General features: G+C 44.1%; 16 protein-coding genes and 1 pseudogene. 9 read left to right on the top strand and 8 right to left on the bottom strand.

The window, feature by feature from the left end; translation table 11 throughout:
• Positions 1–68: 68 nt before the first annotated feature.
• A complete protein-coding gene (locus AB4209_RS16715; protein WP_372056533.1) occupies positions 69–989 on the bottom strand; it encodes a LysR substrate-binding domain-containing protein in 921 nt (306 codons plus the stop codon).
• Between the two features lie 154 nt (positions 990–1,143).
• On the opposite strand from AB4209_RS16715, the gene AB4209_RS16710 reads away from it, so the two are divergent.
• From AB4209_RS16710 to AB4209_RS16695, 4 genes are all read left to right on the top strand, one after another.
• Positions 1,144–1,782: an NAD(P)-dependent oxidoreductase gene (locus AB4209_RS16710; RefSeq protein ID WP_372056531.1), complete on the top strand. Its 639-nt coding sequence runs from the start codon at positions 1,144–1,146 to the stop codon at positions 1,780–1,782.
• 918 nt (positions 1,783–2,700) lie between these two features.
• Positions 2,701–4,764: a protein-disulfide reductase DsbD family protein gene (locus tag AB4209_RS16705; protein WP_372056537.1), complete on the top strand. Its 2,064-nt coding sequence runs from the start codon at positions 2,701–2,703 to the stop codon at positions 4,762–4,764.
• Positions 4,765–4,767: 3 nt separating this feature from the next.
• The gene (locus AB4209_RS16700) at positions 4,768–5,337 is read left to right on the top strand and encodes a redoxin family protein (RefSeq protein ID WP_372056529.1); all 570 of its coding nucleotides are present in this window, start codon (positions 4,768–4,770) and stop codon (positions 5,335–5,337) included.
• Positions 5,338–5,464: 127 nt separating this feature from the next.
• Positions 5,465–6,184 (top strand): DsbA family protein, encoded by a 720-nt coding sequence (locus AB4209_RS16695; protein WP_372056527.1) that lies wholly within the window; start codon positions 5,465–5,467, stop codon positions 6,182–6,184.
• A 314-nt stretch (positions 6,185–6,498) separates the two neighbouring features.
• Here the strand turns inward: AB4209_RS16695 and AB4209_RS16690 are convergent, their stop codons facing one another.
• A complete protein-coding gene (locus AB4209_RS16690) occupies positions 6,499–7,515 on the bottom strand; it encodes a succinylglutamate desuccinylase/aspartoacylase family protein (RefSeq protein ID WP_050632901.1) in 1,017 nt (338 codons plus the stop codon).
• 376 nt (positions 7,516–7,891) lie between these two features.
• Between AB4209_RS16690 and AB4209_RS16685 the strand changes: the two genes are divergently transcribed.
• From AB4209_RS16685 to AB4209_RS16675, 3 genes are all read left to right on the top strand, one after another.
• Positions 7,892–8,890, top strand: a complete 999-nt coding sequence (locus AB4209_RS16685; RefSeq protein WP_372056525.1) for a porin — start codon at positions 7,892–7,894, stop codon at positions 8,888–8,890.
• A 155-nt stretch (positions 8,891–9,045) separates the two neighbouring features.
• Positions 9,046–9,936: a DMT family transporter gene (locus AB4209_RS16680; protein WP_017062738.1), complete on the top strand. Its 891-nt coding sequence runs from the start codon at positions 9,046–9,048 to the stop codon at positions 9,934–9,936.
• 68 nt (positions 9,937–10,004) lie between these two features.
• Positions 10,005–10,622, top strand: a complete 618-nt coding sequence (locus tag AB4209_RS16675) for a glutaredoxin domain-containing protein (RefSeq protein WP_017062739.1) — start codon at positions 10,005–10,007, stop codon at positions 10,620–10,622.
• A 153-nt stretch (positions 10,623–10,775) separates the two neighbouring features.
• Here the strand turns inward: AB4209_RS16675 and AB4209_RS16670 are convergent, their stop codons facing one another.
• The 3 genes and pseudogenes from AB4209_RS16670 to AB4209_RS16660 form a co-directional block, all read right to left on the bottom strand.
• Positions 10,776–10,910 (bottom strand): hypothetical protein, encoded by a 135-nt coding sequence (locus AB4209_RS16670; protein WP_010431176.1) that lies wholly within the window; start codon positions 10,908–10,910, stop codon positions 10,776–10,778.
• A gap of 285 nt (positions 10,911–11,195) precedes the next feature.
• Positions 11,196–11,546, bottom strand: coding sequence for a hypothetical protein (locus AB4209_RS16665; RefSeq protein WP_017057980.1), 351 nt, complete (start codon positions 11,544–11,546; stop codon positions 11,196–11,198).
• Positions 11,547–11,646: 100 nt separating this feature from the next.
• A pseudogene (locus tag AB4209_RS16660) lies at positions 11,647–12,853 on the bottom strand (multidrug effflux MFS transporter).
• Positions 12,854–12,961: 108 nt separating this feature from the next.
• On the opposite strand from AB4209_RS16660, the gene AB4209_RS16655 reads away from it, so the two are divergent.
• A complete protein-coding gene (locus tag AB4209_RS16655; RefSeq protein ID WP_017062741.1) occupies positions 12,962–13,858 on the top strand; it encodes a LysR family transcriptional regulator in 897 nt (298 codons plus the stop codon).
• A gap of 142 nt (positions 13,859–14,000) precedes the next feature.
• Positions 14,001–15,845, top strand: a complete 1,845-nt coding sequence (locus AB4209_RS16650; RefSeq protein ID WP_017068381.1) for a bifunctional diguanylate cyclase/phosphodiesterase — start codon at positions 14,001–14,003, stop codon at positions 15,843–15,845.
• Between the two features lie 106 nt (positions 15,846–15,951).
• Here the strand turns inward: AB4209_RS16650 and AB4209_RS16645 are convergent, their stop codons facing one another.
• The 3 genes from AB4209_RS16645 to AB4209_RS16635 form a co-directional block, all read right to left on the bottom strand.
• On the bottom strand, positions 15,952–17,262 hold the full coding sequence (locus AB4209_RS16645) for a peptidoglycan DD-metalloendopeptidase family protein (RefSeq protein WP_372056522.1): 1,311 nt from the start codon (positions 17,260–17,262) through the stop codon (positions 15,952–15,954).
• Positions 17,263–17,539: 277 nt separating this feature from the next.
• Positions 17,540–17,839, bottom strand: coding sequence for an isoamylase early set domain-containing protein (locus AB4209_RS16640; RefSeq protein WP_009845720.1), 300 nt, complete (start codon positions 17,837–17,839; stop codon positions 17,540–17,542).
• A 124-nt stretch (positions 17,840–17,963) separates the two neighbouring features.
• A complete protein-coding gene (locus tag AB4209_RS16635; protein ID WP_017064322.1) occupies positions 17,964–18,617 on the bottom strand; it encodes a hypothetical protein in 654 nt (217 codons plus the stop codon).
• Positions 18,618–18,717: the final 100 nt, after the last annotated feature.

Below are 18,717 nucleotides of genomic sequence, written 5' to 3'. Positions count from 1 at the left end.
TTGAGTTACAAATCCGATATCACCATTGATATCGGATTTTTGTATTTATGGGCTTTTAACTTTTGTCGCTATGTATCATTGCCTATGAAGTTTCTAACATCATCAGACCTGATATCGCTAGCCCAAGCTTGTGCCGCAAAATCAATAAACTGACGAACAACCGGAAGCTGATAGCTGCGAGACAGATACACCGCCCAAAGCACGCTGCTTGGCGAAACAAACTCATCCAATATTCGTATCAATTTGCCATTCGCAATCAGTGGGTTGGCTAAGTCACAAGGTAAACGAACTACCCCTTTCCCGTGCTGTGCGGCGCGAGTTAGCACTCCAACATCATTAGCCTTGATAGTGCCAGACACCTCAACTGAATAGTGTTGATTGTCCTTAACAAAATCCCACTTAGAAACATTCAAGTGACGAAAACAATTGTGTTGTCGAAGCGCCTCGACCGTTTCAGGTTCACCATGTTTGTCTAAGTAGGCTTGCGAGGCACACACCACTGAATCAATAACCATTAGCTTTCGTGCAATCAAACTATCATCAGGTTGATCGGTATAACGAAGTGCAATATCGATCCTCTCATCCACCAGCTGAGTAAAGCGGTCTGAGGCAAACAGTTCGACCGTGATATTAGGGTTGCGCTCGGTGAACTGTTCGACCACATCCAACAACATGTGCTGAGTTAAACCAATCGGAGCTGCAATTCGAATGGTTCCGGAAAGATCATCGGTTTGATTGAGTGAAGTAACTTCTAGCTCAGCGGTCTCATGGAGGATCTTCTCACAGCGCTGCAGAGCGATTTCCCCTGCCGCGGTTAAGCTCACCTTTCGAGTCGTCCTATGTAATAGCCTCTGCTTCAGCCACCCTTCTATCTCTTGAACATGACGTGAAACCTGCAACCGACTCATGTCCAAATGCTCAGCTGCTTGGGTGAAGCTGGCACAATTCGCAACTTCAACAAAGCTACGCATCGCCGTCAATCTATCCATCACACTTTCTCTTATCCATTGAACCAAGTCTATTAGATAACTATATAGATACAATCTACATCATTTTACGATATTTATCGCAATCTAGTGAGCTATTAGACTGCAATGGCTGTCGAGAAACAGACTCAATAAATTAGATAATTGGAGAAACATTATGAAAATTGCAGTATTAGGCGCATCAGGTTGGATTGGTAGTCACATCGCTCAAGAAGCTCAAGCTCGCGGACATGAAGTTGTTGCTGTTGTAAGAGATGCAATCCGCGTAGAAACCCAAGGCATTGAAGTTCGTTCATTTGATTTACAAGACGAAGCCGCAAATCTAGCAAACGCACTATCCGGCGTTGATGCAGTAATTACTTCGATTGGCGGACGCGCTCTAGGTAATCACGACATCGTAAAAAGCACAGCAACTAAGCTGCTTGATACACTACCAAGCATTGGTATCGAACGTCTACTTTGGGTTGGCGGTGCAGGCTCATTAGAAGTAGCGCCAAACGTACCGCTAGTGACTGTTCCTGACTTCCCTGCGGATTACAAAAACGAAGCGCTAGCACAGGGCGAAGCTCTTGAAGTGTTCAAGCAATCTAATAGCGAAGTTAACTGGACGTTCGTTAGCCCTGCCGCAGAAATATTCCCGGGCGAGAAACTATCGACCTACCGCACTGGTGGCGATCAACTGCTCACCGACGAAGATGGTAACAGCAAAATTTCAGTCAGCGATTACGCTATTGCGATGATTGATGAAGTCGAAGCTGGCAAATTCCCACGCCAACGTATTGGTGTTGCGTACTAGTCAGATCATATATAAATGATTAAAGCCCAACACGTTCACTGACGATCTGTTGGGCTTTTTTGTATCGCCTGTCCCGTCCTGATAGTTAATAAACCACTCAATACAGAATAATTAGCGATAACTTTCAGTTGTTGTGAACTTTAGCTACAGCTCAATGTCGTATTCGCGTGAATTGGTGTTTATGCGTCTTTTATCGTGTATCTGCCGTTTCCCGCATTTATACATAGTTTCACTTTAACCATTTTATGACTTGTGGCACGAAGAGAACTTATCTAAGCTAACCACAATTCAATGAGCTTGCTTTAACGACTAACAGATTTGATTACTGACTAATTTGCTGAACACATCGCTACTTTTCTTATCCACACAGAACCGCCGACAAAAGCATTCGCTTTGGGCGCTCTTCCTTACCGGACTGGTTATCGTAACTTGTCTGGCGAGCACTCTGGCCGTCAAGAAAGTATCGTTATCTGCATCCGCTAATGGCCAATCAGTCCTAGTTGGCACACAAACTCATACAGAAACCAGTAATCCCCAAACCAACATCGCTTCTTCAGAAAAAATGGCTGCTCTATACGCCAGCGTTTTCGGCTTAGAAGCCTCAAAAATGTTAACGTCCCCCAATTCAAATTCATGCAGCCTAAGTTCGAAAATGCTGACCTTTGCCGCCCCAAAAACCGGCTGGCTGATCCCATTCGTACTTATTATTGCTGTTGCGTTTAACTTACCTCCTCACATCTCGAGATTATCTAGAGACAATCATCGCTCTACTCGACCGACAAAACACCGATTGCATCTAAAGCACTGTATATTTAGAGAGTAAATAACCGGGCTACTACACCCTTTTATTTATTTTTTGGAGATACATTTGTGTACAACACACTACTAACTAAGTTTGTCGATTCATTGGCATTCTCTATGCGTACATGCGCGAAAACCTTAGTCACTGCCCTTTTGGTTATGACGTCATTTACCGCCTTGGCACAGACAACGGGCTGGCTTAGTGTGCCTGAGCATCCGCCTGTTAAAATGCGAATGATGTCGACGGGTGAACAGTCGGATGACGGCTCTAAGATCCAAACCGTGCTCGATGTCGTGCTCGACGGCGACTGGAAAACCTATTGGCGCAGCCCAGGCGAAGGTGGCATTCCGCCAAGCTGGGACTGGTCTGGTTCAACAAACATTGAGTCAGTAGAGTGGCACTGGCCGATACCTAAATACTACGAGCAGCTTGACGTCATGACGTTAGGCTACAAAAAACATGTCAGCTTTCCTGTCACTTTATCCCTGAAAGACAACATGAAGCCTGCGATATTCAGGGCATCGTTTACCTTTCCGTCGTGTACCAATATCTGTGTGTTAACCGATTACGATATCGAACTGCCGATTGACCCACAAACTTTAGCGCTCGATGAAGAAGCGATGTTCTTGTTCAACCAAGGCATGAGCCAATCTCCACGAGAAGCTAATCGCACTTCAGTCAATGGTCTATTTTGGGACAAGAGCAAGCAGCAACTGGTTACTCAGCTGACAAGTAAAAATGGCTGGGATAAGCCGATGGTGTTGATTGACGGGCAAGAAGTGATTGATGACTTCTTCTCTCAACCAAGCGTCCACATCACAGACAATACAATGACGGCCGTATTTGATGTGAGCAACTGGATAGGTGAAGTCGACTTAACGGACCGTAACGTGAGTGTCACCGTTTCAGACACTAATTTCGCCGAAGAGATGACGGCCAAAGTTGGCTCAGAACCGATCGCTTACCAAACAAGCAACAACGGCTTTTTGGCGATGATAGGCTTCGCTTTAATTGGTGGTTTGATCCTCAACATCATGCCATGTGTGTTGCCAGTCTTAGGAATGAAATTAAACAGCATCATTCAAAACCAAGGTGCATCTAATCGTCATATTCGACTCTCATTCTTAGCTTCTGCTTCAGGTGTCATTACATCATTTGCGCTGTTAGCTCTAGGTATGACTGCTCTAAAAATGGGTGGTAATGCGATTGGTTGGGGAATCCAATTCCAAAACGTTTGGTTCATCGGGTTCATGCTGATCATCACTTTGCTGTTCTCGATTAACCTGCTTGGGTTATTCGAATTCAGACTACCATCAGGTTTAAACACTTGGATGGCAACCAAAGGCGATGACTCACATTCTGGCCACTTTGTTCAAGGCATGTTTGCAACGCTGTTAGCAACGCCGTGTAGCGCGCCATTCCTTGGCACTGCGGTTGCTTATGCACTTGGAGCAAGCTACCAAGAGTTATGGGCTATCTTCATCGCGCTTGGTATCGGTATGAGTGCGCCTTGGTTGATCTTTGCGCTATTCCCAAGCCTAACCAAATTGCTTCCAAAACCTGGGGCGTGGATGTTCAAAGTTAAACTGGTGTTTGGCTTAATGATGTTCATTACCAGCCTATGGCTAACAAGCCTTCTGAGTCCATTCATTGGTAAATTCCCAACTATCCTGCTGTCGCTATTTATCGTGATTTCAGTATTGGTTTGGATTGGCCGTAAGTTGGGTCGCAAGGTGCTTATTCCTATCGTCGCAACCACAACCTTGGTGTTTGGTGCTGCATTGATCGTCGGTAGTGTCACCGCTGATAACTGGGCGACACCGATTGTTGACGATCTCGCTTGGCAAAAGCTGGATGCGAAGCAAATCCCTCAGTTAGTTGATGAAGGCAAAACGGTGTTTGTTGATGTGACTGCTGATTGGTGTATCACCTGTAAAGCCAACAAGATCGGCGTCATCCTTCAAGACCCTGTCTACAGCCACCTACAGCAAGAAGACATTGTTTTGATGAAAGGTGATTGGACAACACCAAGTGAAAATGTCACTCAATACTTACAAAGTAATGGGCGATTTGGTGTGCCATTTAATATCGTCTATGGTCCGAGCTATAAAAGCGGCATTCCACTGCCTGTCATTCTCAACAGTGACACTGTCGTTCAAGCCATCGATGCTGCGAGATAACTGATGAAGACTCCCAACAATGAAGATAAATCTAACACGACTAAAGACAACGCTGTAAAGGGTGAGGCCAAAAAGCCAAGCCGTCTTAAGAAGTGGGGAAAGGAACTGGTTTCAATGATATTGATCGTTGGCGTGGTTTCATTTGTCATGGACTTTTATCACAGCAGAAGTATGCCTCAGGGCGATGCGGTTCCAATTGTGGGTCAATCGCTCCAAGGCGAAGATATTGATGTTATCGAGCTAAGCAAAAATGGTAAGCCAGTCATTGTCTATTTTTGGGCGACTTGGTGTGGTGCCTGCAAATTTGTAAGCCCAACCGTCAATGGCTTTAGCGATTCCCATCAGGTGGTTTCAGTCGCTCTATCGTCTGGTTCAGACGAACGTGTCCAGCGCTACTTGGATGCAAAAGAGTATGACTTCCCTGTTATCAATGATCTTTCTGGATCAATCAGCAGAAGTTGGGGCGTTAATGTCACTCCAAGCATCGTCATCATCAAAGACGGAAAGATCAGCAGTATCGCAACAGGCGTTACTTCTCCTATAGGGCTGTGGTTAAGAACCTACTTTGCCTAACTCGCTCACAAAGAAAAACAGAGCAAAGCTAAGTGAATAAACCGACTCAGCCAGTTTAACAAACAATATTAATGTGAGCGCAACCCAATAAGCGCTCACGATTATCACGAATTAGAGAAAAGACAATATGAAAAAGCATCTGATAAGCGCACTGATTATAGGCTCATTAATGAGTACTAATGCCTTCGCAGAATTAAACAAAGAACAAACTCAACAACTTGAAGAAATTAATCAATTCCTGAAGGAAAATCCATCGACGATCTCTGGATTGCATACCAGTTTAGAGCAGTACGTAGCAGGTCAAGAGCAAGCGAAGAAAGCCCAAGCGGAAAGCCATGATTGGTTATACAACAATGACGCTCACCCGATCCTTGGCAATCCAGATGGTAAATCGGTCATCATTAACTTTACCGACTATAACTGCCCTTACTGTAAGCGCTTGGAAAAAGGCTTGGTTCAATTAGCCTCTGAAAACAGCGACATTAAAGTGATCAACGTGTACTTATCGTTTAAGCAACAACAAGTTGCGGGGCTAGACACCAACGCGGCGCTATACGCGATGAAAGTATGGAAAGATAACCCAGAAGCATTCCCTGAAGTTGATAGATTGCTGATGGCGAAAAGCGGTATTCACTCGAAAAGCTCACTAGAAGCCGTTGCCAAGAAGACGGGAACAGAGGCGGAACTAAAAACAACTCAAGAACAAAACCAGGTTCTAACCACTAACCATCAAACGTTCAGTGCACTCGGCTTAACGGGCACTCCAACCATGATGATGAACGGAAATGTTTTACCAGGATATGTGCCTTACGACCGATTAAAAGAGGTCGTGGATGACGCTTTTTAATCGAGTGTAGATAGAGATAAAGATTCAAAAGAGAAGTAATAAAAAGCCGACTCGCGTAACTCGCAGTCGGGTTTTTGATGAGTTTAAGATAATGTTTTCAATATTATTTTTGAAATAGAAAAGCAGTCGAAGTGTCACTATCTTGCAATGGATTCTTAATCTAGCCTCGCTACTCTAAAAGCAGTTCTCTCGATGAGTCCAAGACGTGCTTACTCTAGACAACTGTCCTTTGACCGAGCCTAGCTCGGTCTTTTTTTACGTGTTTTAGATAACAACACAGTGCATTAACACGGAAACGTCCAACCGACTGAGCCTTAACTCAGCAAGCGACAAACAAGCGCACCCGGCTCCCTTAGCGCATCCACGTTATAGCTAAGGACACGTCCGGCAGACGGCGCGTGATAACGGCGACACTCATTACCAAAAGCGTCATATTGAATGGCGAGCAGATCATCTTGTTCGACACTTTGCAAAAGCTCAACCTGCGGCAATACGAAACCACCAATATCAGCGCGGATAGAAACCACATCATTACCCTCTATCCAATCCATACTCGGCAGCTGCATTTTCTCGGGATGATTTATTTCAACCTCGAACATTTCATAATAAGACAGCATGTTAAAAACACCGTCTACCGCTCGTTGAATCATGTCAGGCTGAGTAAATTTCCCCATCCCAACTTCCACCGTGATGCTCGGAATTCCACTTCGATTCCAAACCGTTTCCAAAATACCTGGGTCACCAGGGTCATTCAGAACACAATCGGGCTGCATCAGCCTCGCCATCTCCAAACATTGTTCTATGCGGTAATCAGCAAACACATAAAGTGGATAAACTGCGCCACGAGTTTGAGTGTGGAGGTCAACGGCGAAGGTGGCATTATGCTTAAGCAAACGCTCCCACAAAGACGCAACAAAGCGCTCCGCAGCCAAGCCATTCGCGTCACCCGGAAAGAGTCGATTAAGATTAGCAGGGCAAGAACCCGGATCCGAAGAGATGAAATCACGGCTATGGTTCAGCAAGCCAGACAGATTCACAGTAGGTACAATCGTTACCGTGCCTTTGAGCGTTTTACCGACTAAGTCCCTGATAATTTGCTGTGCAGCCAACACTCCGTTTAGCTCATCACCGTGAATACCGGCGGTGATCATCAACTTAGGACCTTCTTGACTGCCTTTGAAAACAGAAACCGGCATGTTCTTAGGTTGCCCTAGCCCATCACTGGTGACTTGAAACCAAAACTGGTGCTCTCCAACGGGTAGGTCTTCAACATTCAAGGAGCCAATAACCTGCCTACCTTGTAAAACATCGCCTAAGTACTCTGTTTTCATCCAACGTCTCCATATTGTTGAGCAGAATCTATTCTCTTCTAAGTTTTTGCATCATAGAGGATATCCTTACCAGTACAAGCAGTTAATCAGATTAACAAGCTCTCAGCGCAGCCAAAATTCACCACCATCGACATACGTGATTCCAAGGTAAAACTTGCCAATGTGACCTTTGAAATACACGCAACTTGTATAACTATTCATAGAACACTCAGTCGCATGAAGTAAAAGTGCAATAAAATCAACACTTAAAAAAGTTCCCCATTCACGAAAATGTAATTTTATGGAAATGAAAGCTTAATTTATCTGCTCTAAATTAGCTTCATATCGAAACGGAGAGCGCATTGCTCACGGATTTTAAAATACAAGGTAAGTGATTATGAAAAAGGCAGTTCTAGCTTCTGCAGTGGTAGCAGCACTAGTTTCAGGTTCATCTCTAGCAGCAACAGTTTACAGCTCTGACGGTACTGAGCTTAAGATTGGTGGTCGTGCGGAATTCCGTGGTGATTTCATTGGTTCAGGTGGTGCTGAAGTTGAAGGTACAATGGAAAACAAAAGCCGTGTACGTTTGAATGTGGGTGGTACTACAGAAATCACTAGCGACCTATCTGGTTTTGGTTTCTACGAAGCAGAACAAAGCGTGAAATCTTCTGCTGATAACAGTAAGACTGAAAACTTTAAGCAACGTTACATGTATGCAGGTTTTGAAGGTAACTTCGGCGCAGTATCAGTAGGTCGTCAAGATACAGCTGCAGCTCAAATCTCAGAAATGTCGGATGTTACTATCTACTCTGGTGACCAAAAAGCATTCATCAATGCAGGTGACGAGCAAATCAATAACACGTTTGTATACGCTTACGACGCAGACGCACTTTCTCTTAAAGCAAGTTTGATTGCTGGTGAAGACAAAGATACTGACGGTTACGGTATCTCTGGCATTTACACACTACCGATGGGCTTAGGTTTCGGTCTTGGTTACTCAGGTAACGACAACGGTACTGGTAATGGTTCAGCTACAGCATTGATTGCTGGTATTAACTACAAAATGGATGCTTTATACCTAGGTGCAACCTACACAATGGGTGACCTAGACGACAAAGCAAAAACTGAGTTCTCTGGTGTGGAAGTTGCTGCTAAATACAAGCTAACAGACCAATTTGAACTGGCAGGTTTGTACCAAAAACAAGAAAAAGACGCGACACAGAACTTAACTGTAGACACAGCTGACTTCTTTGAGCTGACTGGTACTTACAAGTTCAACAAATCTATCCGTACATACGTTGCTTACCAATTAAACAATCTAGACGACGTAAAAGTTGCAGGTTTAGAAACACAAAGTGAAGACTCTCTTCGCCTAGGTGTACGTTACGACTTCTAATCTAAATCGACTTTAGATACAGACTAAAAAGGTTGGGCAATGGCTCAACCTTTTTTCATATTCAAATATTCTGACTGACTTCATCAATGCTTTTTCTGGTTAAGTGGTGCTAAATCCGTATCATAGGTGAACCACATCAAATAATTAGAAGCATCATGTCACAACACCATCCGATCCAAGGCGCTAGCTGGATGCTAACCGCAGGCCTAGCCTTTGCCGTTATTAACAGCCTAACTCAAATTGCTAGCATTCATTTCGGACTTACTTCTACCACCGTTGCCGTCATTCAATACGCCATCGCGTTATTCGCTATTCTTCCTTACCTAAAAACGCTGGGTATTCGCCGCGCGCTAAAAACCGACAACCTCAAATTGCACGTATTCCGTGTCTTCTTGTCTGTTATTGGTATTCAACTTTGGATATGGGCACTGGCTTACCCAGTACCAATTTGGCAAGGCATTGCCCTTCTCATGACATCGCCATTGTTTGCAACCATTGGTTCAGGGCTTTTCTTAAAAGAGAAAGTTGGGGCTGCTCGCTGGGGCGCGACCTTAGCAGGCTTCGTGGGTGCGATGGTGATTCTAGAGCCGTGGGCTGAAGATTTTAACTGGGCAACGTTATTACCAGTCGGTGCCGCTTTCTTCTGGGCATGCTACTCACTGATGGTGAAAAAGCTCTCTTCACAAGACAGCCCTTCAACCATGGTGGTTTACCTGCTGCTATTAATCACACCATTTAACATCCTGCTTGCCGCGCCAGATTGGCAGACGCCAAGCGGCGGTACAATTTGGGCTATCTTGATTGTTATCGGTGTTATGACGGCACTCGCTCAATGGGCGATAGTAAAAGCCTACTCGGTCGCTGATGCTTCGTTTGTGCAACCTTTTGACCACGCCAAATTACCGCTAAACGTTTTAGCAGGTTGGATTGTATTTAGTTGGGTTCCACCGGGTCGTTTATGGCTAGGGGCTGCTATTATTATTGCGTCAGTTGCATTTATAACGCACTGGGAAACTAAAAAACCTTCAAAAGTGAAGAAAGTTTAAGGTTGGTGAAATAAATAGTTCGACAGTCCGTTCTATATGGATAAGAGAATTCAAACGAGGCCGTAACCATGAAGAAACCAGTCAAGATTACACTATACCGTTGGGCAGGCAGCTGGGGTCCATTTAAAGTTAACATCCCATGTGGAGAATGTACCCTTACCAAAGACATTCTGAAGGATACTTTTGAGAATGAGTTGGCCGATGTCGATGTCGAACTGGAAGTGAAAGATTGGTTGTCTCACTGGTGGGAGCCGCTAAAACTAGGCTCTTGGCATGCTCCAATCCTTGTTGTTGAAGGCAAAGTGGTCAGCCAAGGTGAAGCGCTGAATCGCGGTGTGTTAATCCAATCGGTGATCAAAGAGTGGACCAAACGAGACAGCCTAAAAGGCAACATCGTTTATGGTAAGGCGACCTGCCCATTCTGTGTTAAAGCGAAGAAAATGCTGGATGAAGCGGGTGTTGAATACCAATACCACGATGTCGTAAAAGACAGCGCCGCTTTGTACCGTATGATTCCAGAGGTAAAAGCACACATTGGTGAGAAAACACCGGTCACCGTCCCGCAGATCTGGCTTGATGGTAAGTACATCGGTGGTGCCGATAACTTAGAAGCGTGGATGAAAGAGAATGGCTTAGATAGCATCCCTAATAATGTGGTCGACTTATCCAATCAATCTGCTGGCTGAGTTCATTAAAAGCCATTAGTCAGAAGCTTAATTGGTATTTTTTGTGTCCATCCACAACAAAACAAAGCGATAACTTTCACCAATCGCTAAAACGAAAAAGGCCTTAAACTTCATCGAGTTTAAGGCCTTTTAAAATTCCGTTTTTGAAAATGCTTATTTAGCCATTTTCTTCATCATTCGCTTAAAGAACGATGGTTTCTTTGGCTTTGAAGTGCCGTACAATGCTTCGTGCATCATGTTTTTTGCTGCCATTTGACCAAGGTATGCGTGGCCTAGTTCGTAATTCATGCTTATCTCCGCACATAATCAACTTTCTTTAGCGCGGATTCTACACTTAAAACGCCCAAAAACAAGATCTAAATCACACTTTAATGCAATATTAAGCATTCATTTGCAATTAGCCTAATTTTGTCTCTGTGCTAATCAGCATTGTTTTTGTATATCAATGAGTTAACCTAAATTCTGGTTTGAGCTTAATGCTCCATTCCTAATAACAACCCAAGACATTGATTTAGACACTGATAAAAAAAGCAGCTCAATAGAGCTGCTTTCTAAAATGCTTTACTGAGAAACCTAGCTGCGCTTTGGCTGTCTGTAAGTTTTACCGGCAATTTGGTATGTGTCTTTTTGCTTCAATTCAAACATCGTTTCAAAGAACCAAGCTGCAAATTTGATTAAGTCATCGCCTTCATTCATAACATGTTCGATGTACTCTTGCTCTTCGCCTTGTTCATTTTCTTGAAGCGTCACGTGGTAAATACGCTTTTCGCCTTCCACTTCAGCAAGTGCAAATTGACCAGTCAGTGATGCAGCAGCCTCAGCGACTTCTGTATCCTCATTAGATTTCAATAGCTCAAGCGCTTGAGGCAGGCCATCTAGTGCGCAGATAGCTTTTACCAGTACTTCAAATTCATTTTGCTGCATTTTGTTCTTACCTATTCAATGGACCGAAGCATTGTAGAAAACCATCAGCACAAATACAACGTATTAACGATGGTGCGTTAAACGATAGTGAATTTAGTGTTTAGCTATATTCCACTTCAACAGTATCGCCTTTGTTGTTCATTTTGGTTGAAGACCAAAGCACTCCGCCCATGGCTGCGCCAATAATGAGGTAGAACACGCCTAACTGTAGATGAGTCGTGACCCAACTTTCTACCAGATACCCACCCAATAAACCCGCTAAACACATCTGAATTGAGCCAGACAATGCCGACACTGCGCCCGCTTGTTTCTTATGAGGTTCTAATAACATGCTGATTGATAATGGGAACGAGATGCCTTGTGCTATCGCCAACCAAGTAAACGCCCAAACTAAGTTAAAGATGGATAACTCATGAGTAAGAAGCCAAGTTCCCGATGCCAAGATAATCAAAATAGCTAGGCTCATCAGTTGGGGCGTACTAAACCTACGATTGAGTAAGTTTAAAGCGACGCTACCTATCAGTAAGCCTGCCGAAGGGACAATCATTAATGAACCATATTCAGCGGCGGTCAGCCCCAATTGCTCTTGCATTAAGAATGGAAACAACGATAGCGATACCAAACTCGCCATTGTAGCTCATCCAGTTGTAACTGGCACTGGTCAACACTTGGCGATTGGTCAACAAGCGTCCGTAGTTATTCACCACTTGGCACGCATCAAAGCGGCTCTTTCCGTATGGCAAAGTTTCATGCAGAACAAAGTAACCCAGTGTGAATATCGCTAGTAGATACAATAAAACGAACAGGAACACCGCCTGCCAACCGAGGTGAAATGAAATCCAACCACCGAATACCGGCGCAATGATCGGCATAATCGACGCGGTGATCGAGATATAAGACAACGCTTTGGTAAGCTGTGAACCATCATAGCTGTCACGAAGCACACTTCGCCCAAGAACCGAGGCACTACCCGCCCCTAAACCTTGTAGCAAGCGACCAACTTCTAGCGCCGTCATATTGTCAGAAAACACAACACAAACGACTGTACCAATCAAATAAACACCCTGACCTAACAAGAAAATAGGTCTTCTTCCCACCGCATCGGACATCGGTCCGTAAAATAGCTGAGACAAGCCAAAACCCACCAGAAACAGCGTGACGAGCAGCTGTACATCTACTTGAGTAGCACTTAAGTCAGAAGCAATTAACGGCAATGCTGGCAAGTAGATGCTCACACCCACCTGCCCCGTAGCAATAATCATCATTGCTAAGAGTAACGGCGTTTTTTTAAAGGTCGATTGGCTCAAAAAATTCCCTATTCGTTTGATATTTGTTCATTAGATGAGTTTACATTCAAAACCAATAATTGATAATTAGCTAAATTGGAATTTTATTAAGTCCTAACAGGAAATAATATGGATTGGATTCTTAACGTAAAAAGCTATGTCAGAGTAGTGGAAGAAGGTAGCTTCAATGGTGCTGCTCGAAAACTTAACACCACCAGCTCGGCGATCAGCAAAAGAGTGAACTGGCTAGAAGAGCGCATAGGCACCCAACTGTTAAAGCGCACCACGCGATCAATTAGCCAAACCGAAGCAGGTGCGCTCTTTTACCTGCGAGCCAAGGATCAGCTCGACAATTGGCAGTCCATTATTGATGAGACTCGCTCGGTTAACCAAACCCCAGCAGGCCTATTAAAGATTGGCGCTACGATTGCGGTTGGCTCTAAGTTTCTGGTGCAATACATGGACGACTTCTTAGAAAAGTACCCTGATATTAAGGTACAACTCATCACCACTACGCCCGGTCAATTACCCGAACTTGGCTTGGACTTGGTAATCAGTCGTGAACTAGAACAACTCAACTCATTAAGCTTCAAGAAAACACCGCTGTTTGAACACAAAGCCAGCTTCTATGCAGCGCCAAGCTATTTAGCTAAACATGGTTACCCCGCCAACGAGCAGGACTTAGAACAACACAACTCTTTGATTTGGGGAGAGCGCCCTACCCGAGAAGTCACACTCACCAAAGGGCAACGCATCACCCTCAATGGTAACTTTGCGACCACCAATCCAGAGGCTTTGTTTCATGCTGCGAAGCGAGGAATGGGCGTACTGTTAACCATCAAAGCGATGATCAAAGAGGATCTAAAGCAAGGGACATTAGTTCCAGTATTGCCAAATATTACCGCCGACGAAGTGATGGTTTACGCGTACTACCCTAAGCTTGATTACTCGCACACGCGAACCAAGCTCTTTTTGGACCATCTGAAAGACAGGCTAGACAAAGAGCGTAGCACGCAAGCTCTGTGAAATAAGTCACATTTTAATTTGAAAAGTTATACAACACGGCCAATAATAAACTTGACGCATATAGATTATACAAATTCGCACATATACAAGATAATACGTATACCGCTTACACAGTGAATCTGGTTAACTAGGGGTAGTGGCTATGACTCAACATACGCACAATAGCATGATAGACACAGAGCGCATTGGCCGTTTGCTGAAATTGGAAGGTATCGACCTTTTAGAGTCAGCTGTGCTTACTTTACATCAGACCTTTGATACTCAATACACTAGCATCATTGAGAAGAAGTACTTCCCTGACCAAACCGTTCCTTTGGTGATCGCCCATTCTGATCATGTATTACATGACAAAATCAATGCGCGCCATGGTCACATCTACCAACAAGCCGTCAATCAAAGACACCCAGATTGCTCATTTTCTCAGTACATCGTCCAGTCATTGCCAACATCGGCATTTAGGCAGGAAATCACCTCACAAAACTCCATCGCGATCCCGACTCAAACTCAAAGTGGCGAAGTGATGGGCGTGCTGTTTTCAACGTTCACCTCGCCTCTTAGCCCTGACCAGCAACAAGACGTGGTAAAGCACCATCAATTGTTCGCCGACATCATCATCCACACCTTGCGTGAAATGTGGTTTAACGATCGTTCCGAACAACTTGTAAATCAGCTTAGTTATGAGGTGTCACACGACAGCCTAACCGGGTTACTCAACCGAAGCTGTTTATCAGATACCTTAGAGTCGATTACTCAACAGAGCGTCACTCCGTTTACATTGGCTTTACTCGATATCAATAGCTTCAAAGCCATTAATGATATGCACGGTAATTATATTGGCGACAAGGTGCTGCAGTTTGTCGCAGAAATATTGCGCCGAACTTTACCTGAAAGCAACCTGACTTTCCGGACTGCTGGCAACGAGTTCGCCTTCATCACCTACCATTCTGATCCGATAGCCGTGTGCGAACAAATACTGGCCAAAATTAAGCAGGGCTACAGTAGCGTTGATATCAAGATAGATTTCGACGTCAGCATCGGTATTGCCAGTTCGGATGGAGACAACAAAGACGTTGAGCAAATCATCTTCAATACCAGCTTGGCGCTTAAAGAGTGTAAACACAGCCAAGATACTCATATTCAATGTTATGACACTCACTTAAGAGTTCGTTACCAAAGAAAAACCGAGCTAGTCGCAGCGCTACGAAGTGAGCTGGAAAACCCAATTTCACAAAGCTATATCCCCGACAGCAATGGAATGTACGTAGTGGTACAGCCGATTGTGGGTCAAGGTGAAACGCAATGGGAATATTTCGAGGTACTGACTCGCTGGAAAACCGCCAGACATGGAGACATCTCACCCGTAGAGTTTATTCAAGTGGCAGAAGAGTCAGGGCTGATTGTCGAATTAGGTGAACGCATTATTGAATTGGTGTGCCGCGCTAAAACCACACTAGAGCAAGGCTTGGGCTACAAGGTTAAACTTGGAATCAACTGCTCTGCGCACGAGCTTACTGATTCGAAACGTTATATATCCTACCTGACTCGAACCATTGAACAGCACCATTTTAAGGCGAATGAGTTTGTTATCGAGTTAACCGAAACCGTTCTGTTATCGCCAACACAAGAGACAAAATCCGCGCTTAACTTTCTGAGAGGACAAGGCTTCACGATTGCACTCGACGACTTTGGTACAGGCTACTCCAGTTTGAACTACATCCACAGCTACCCTATCGATTGCATTAAAATTGATGCGACCTTTATTCGAGACTTGTTAACTAGTTCGACCTCAGAGAGCGTAGTATGGCTGATTGTTCAACTGGCCCATAGACTCGATGTATCTTTGGTTGCGGAAGGTGTTGAGAAGCGTGAGCAATTAGAAAAGCTGCACGCGATGGGATGTGACAAGATCCAAGGTTACCTCTACTCACCTCCAATGCGGCCTGAAGCTATCGTTAGCTATGTCGCGCACTCAGAGCCTTTAGTTTAAACCCTTACCGAACCTTCTATTGAGAACTAAAAAGCCGCAAGAGCATCACTTAACACTGACTGTGCTTTGTGATGCTCTTGCGGCTTTAAAACAGTTTAATGGCTAGCTACTTACTAGCATTATTAACCATTGCTAGATTGCGCGTTTCTAACGCTGCCTTCAATAGCTTGTCGGCTTCATCTCTCGCGGCTGTGAATGTCGCTTTTTCCTTTTTAGGCACAGAATCGGCCATTGGGATATTCGCTTTCATCGCATCAACAGGGCGACCACGTTCGATCAGTTCATAGTGCAAGTGAGCACCTGTCACTCGACCCGTTTTACCCGATAGGCCAATACGTTGACCACGAGATACCGTTTGTCCTTTACGAACAAGGATCTTGCTTAAGTGCAAGTAGCGCGTTTTATAAGTGCTACCGTGTTGAATCACCACATAGTTACCCGCATAAGGGTGTTTACGCGTCATGATCACTTTGCCATCACCCGTTGCTTGAACAGGTGTGCCAATTGGTGTCGCGAAATCCGTACCGTTGTGCGGTGAAATGCGGCCAGTCACAGGGTGTAAGCGCTTAGGGTTAAACTGAGAACTTTGGCGCCAGCTACTGCTCACTGGGTAACGTTGGAAAGCACGTTGTAAGCTATCGCCATTAGCATCGTAATATTGTCCGTCAGTGTGTAAGTATGCTGACACAACGCGGTTACGATTCATGATCTTAATTGCTTCATTTTCACGTTTTCCGGTTGCAACACCATCAACATATTGCGCTTTTTGAAGCACTTCAAACTGATCGCCAGCACGTAGGTCTCGGCTAAAGTTCAGCTTATCTTTAAGAAGAGTCACAATATGGTCAATCTCAAGACTGCTCAGGCCAACCTTGTTCGCCGACATAGAGAAGCTGCCTTGAATATCACCCACTAAAGGTTTTTGCTTCCATTCACCAGGAATAGAGATGTCATCGAATTCGTAGCTGCCGTCATCAAGTAATCGGTAAACCACTTTGTCCGCGACGCTAAATTGAAGTTCCATTTTAGAAAGGTCGCCGGTCGCTTCATCACGCCAAAAGCGTAATGTATTACCCGGACGAAGCGTATCTAAAGCAAGGAAGTTCAAATCAGTTTCCATCACGCTCATCATCGATTTGTAAGAAAATCCAAGCTGAGTGAAGATGCTACTCAAGTTATCGCCCGTTTGAATTTGGTACTCAAACGTTGGCGGCTCAATAACGGTAACAGAAGATGGTGACAGAATTGACTCAATAACGGTTGAGTCGGGCAAATCAAGATCGATCGTTTTCGTCAGATCCGATTGTGACGATTGCAAAGCAACACCAATCGCAGCAATAAGTGGCAGTCCTAAAATAGCTACTTTTTTTACAGGTGAAAGCTCGGAAAACGGAGAGGAAAATATTTTTGAATACACGGTAAACAGGTCTTTCTACAATATAAAGGCATAGGATATGCTTTTCAAACGCATAAATCATCAATGCATTGTCATAATATGATGTGAATCTTCCCAACTTAGCCTAAGTCATTGAGTTGCCGTAGATGAAGAGCCACTAGATGAGAAATAAAATTAACCGCTAAATTTAAAAATAAAAAAGCAGAAACGGCTAGTTTCTGCTTTCTATTGGTTGACGTTATCCCGTTTCGAATAATTAATAAACGAAGCGAATTAGTCGCTGATTTTAAGACAAAGACTATGCGTTAACCGTCGACACTAAGCAGTTGTCTTCACCAAACTCATTTGGGATGTAACGGTCAGCATTCGCATCGTTCACCCATTGTTGGTCATCAACTAGGTAGCGGAATTGAAACTCGCCATCTTTAGGTAGACGAGTTTTAAACTTGTAAACCTTCCCTTTGGCCAGTTTTTTCATTGGGGTGGCTTTCCAATCAAGAAAGTCAGCAACGATGGATACAGAGTTCGCTTCTTGAGCTTCTAGCTCGAAGGTCACTTCAACTTCATCTTTCGTCTTAAAAAAACGTTTATTAATCATTCGCAAGCTCCATTTGTAATAATAAGCGGACACAAAGCTAACTGTGTCTAAATTTCATTCATCTAACTAAGATAATATGTAATTTGGCTCACATAAACAACAGATCCTTACATTCACGAAAACGTTATTGCTTACCAATTGATTGCGTATCAAAAGAAAAACTCATTAACACCTTTTCAGAAGGGGGTTCTGCAAATGATTGTTCCGCAGAATGCTGAGTAAAGCCGATAAAACCTTCCCCAGTAAGTTTATTCTGTGATTGCGAACCTGGCTGCTGAGCTACCTCCAATGTCTGAATTTGTATACGATCACCCAGTAAAAGTTGGTCGACTAACACCACACGGCTTCGTTGCTGGTCATGCTTAAACAGGCCTAGATAATAGAAAACACCGCTGCCTTGGTTAGATATCCACATCGGCGCGACAAAGAAACTCGCCTTGCCCAACGTGGCGGCTGAAAGATTATTGGTGTCTACCGTTACCACACCGCGCTCAACACCTGAGTCATAGCGTCCAAACGCGATGGCTCTAGGCTCATCAACTTCATTGATAAAAGCGTAGGCGTTAGTCTCAGGAACTTTAATTGTCCATGGATTGGTCGTCTTCAAATCAAAAACGGTTTCTACGACTGGGTCATAACTCACTTGAGAAGAAGGAAACTTCGCCAAGATCTCTTCATCACTTAAGCTAAAGCGATAAATACCCGCTACTATCACCACAACCAGCATGACAATTGGAATCAGTAGAATCAGAGGGATAGGTAAGATTTTCTTTTTCATGGGCAATTATATTCTTTTGTTTTCATCCAGTTGTGCAGACCATAAAGGGCTTTAGTATAATTATCAATACAGGGTTAACCACAGGGCGGGATCGCACTTT

The organism is Vibrio sp. 10N.286.48.C11, from assembly GCF_041469805.1.
In the GTDB taxonomy this organism is placed as follows: domain Bacteria; phylum Pseudomonadota; class Gammaproteobacteria; order Enterobacterales; family Vibrionaceae; genus Vibrio; species Vibrio crassostreae_C.
Note: the sequence above shows the minus strand (reverse complement) of the source record. Positions and strands in the feature narration are given on the sequence as shown.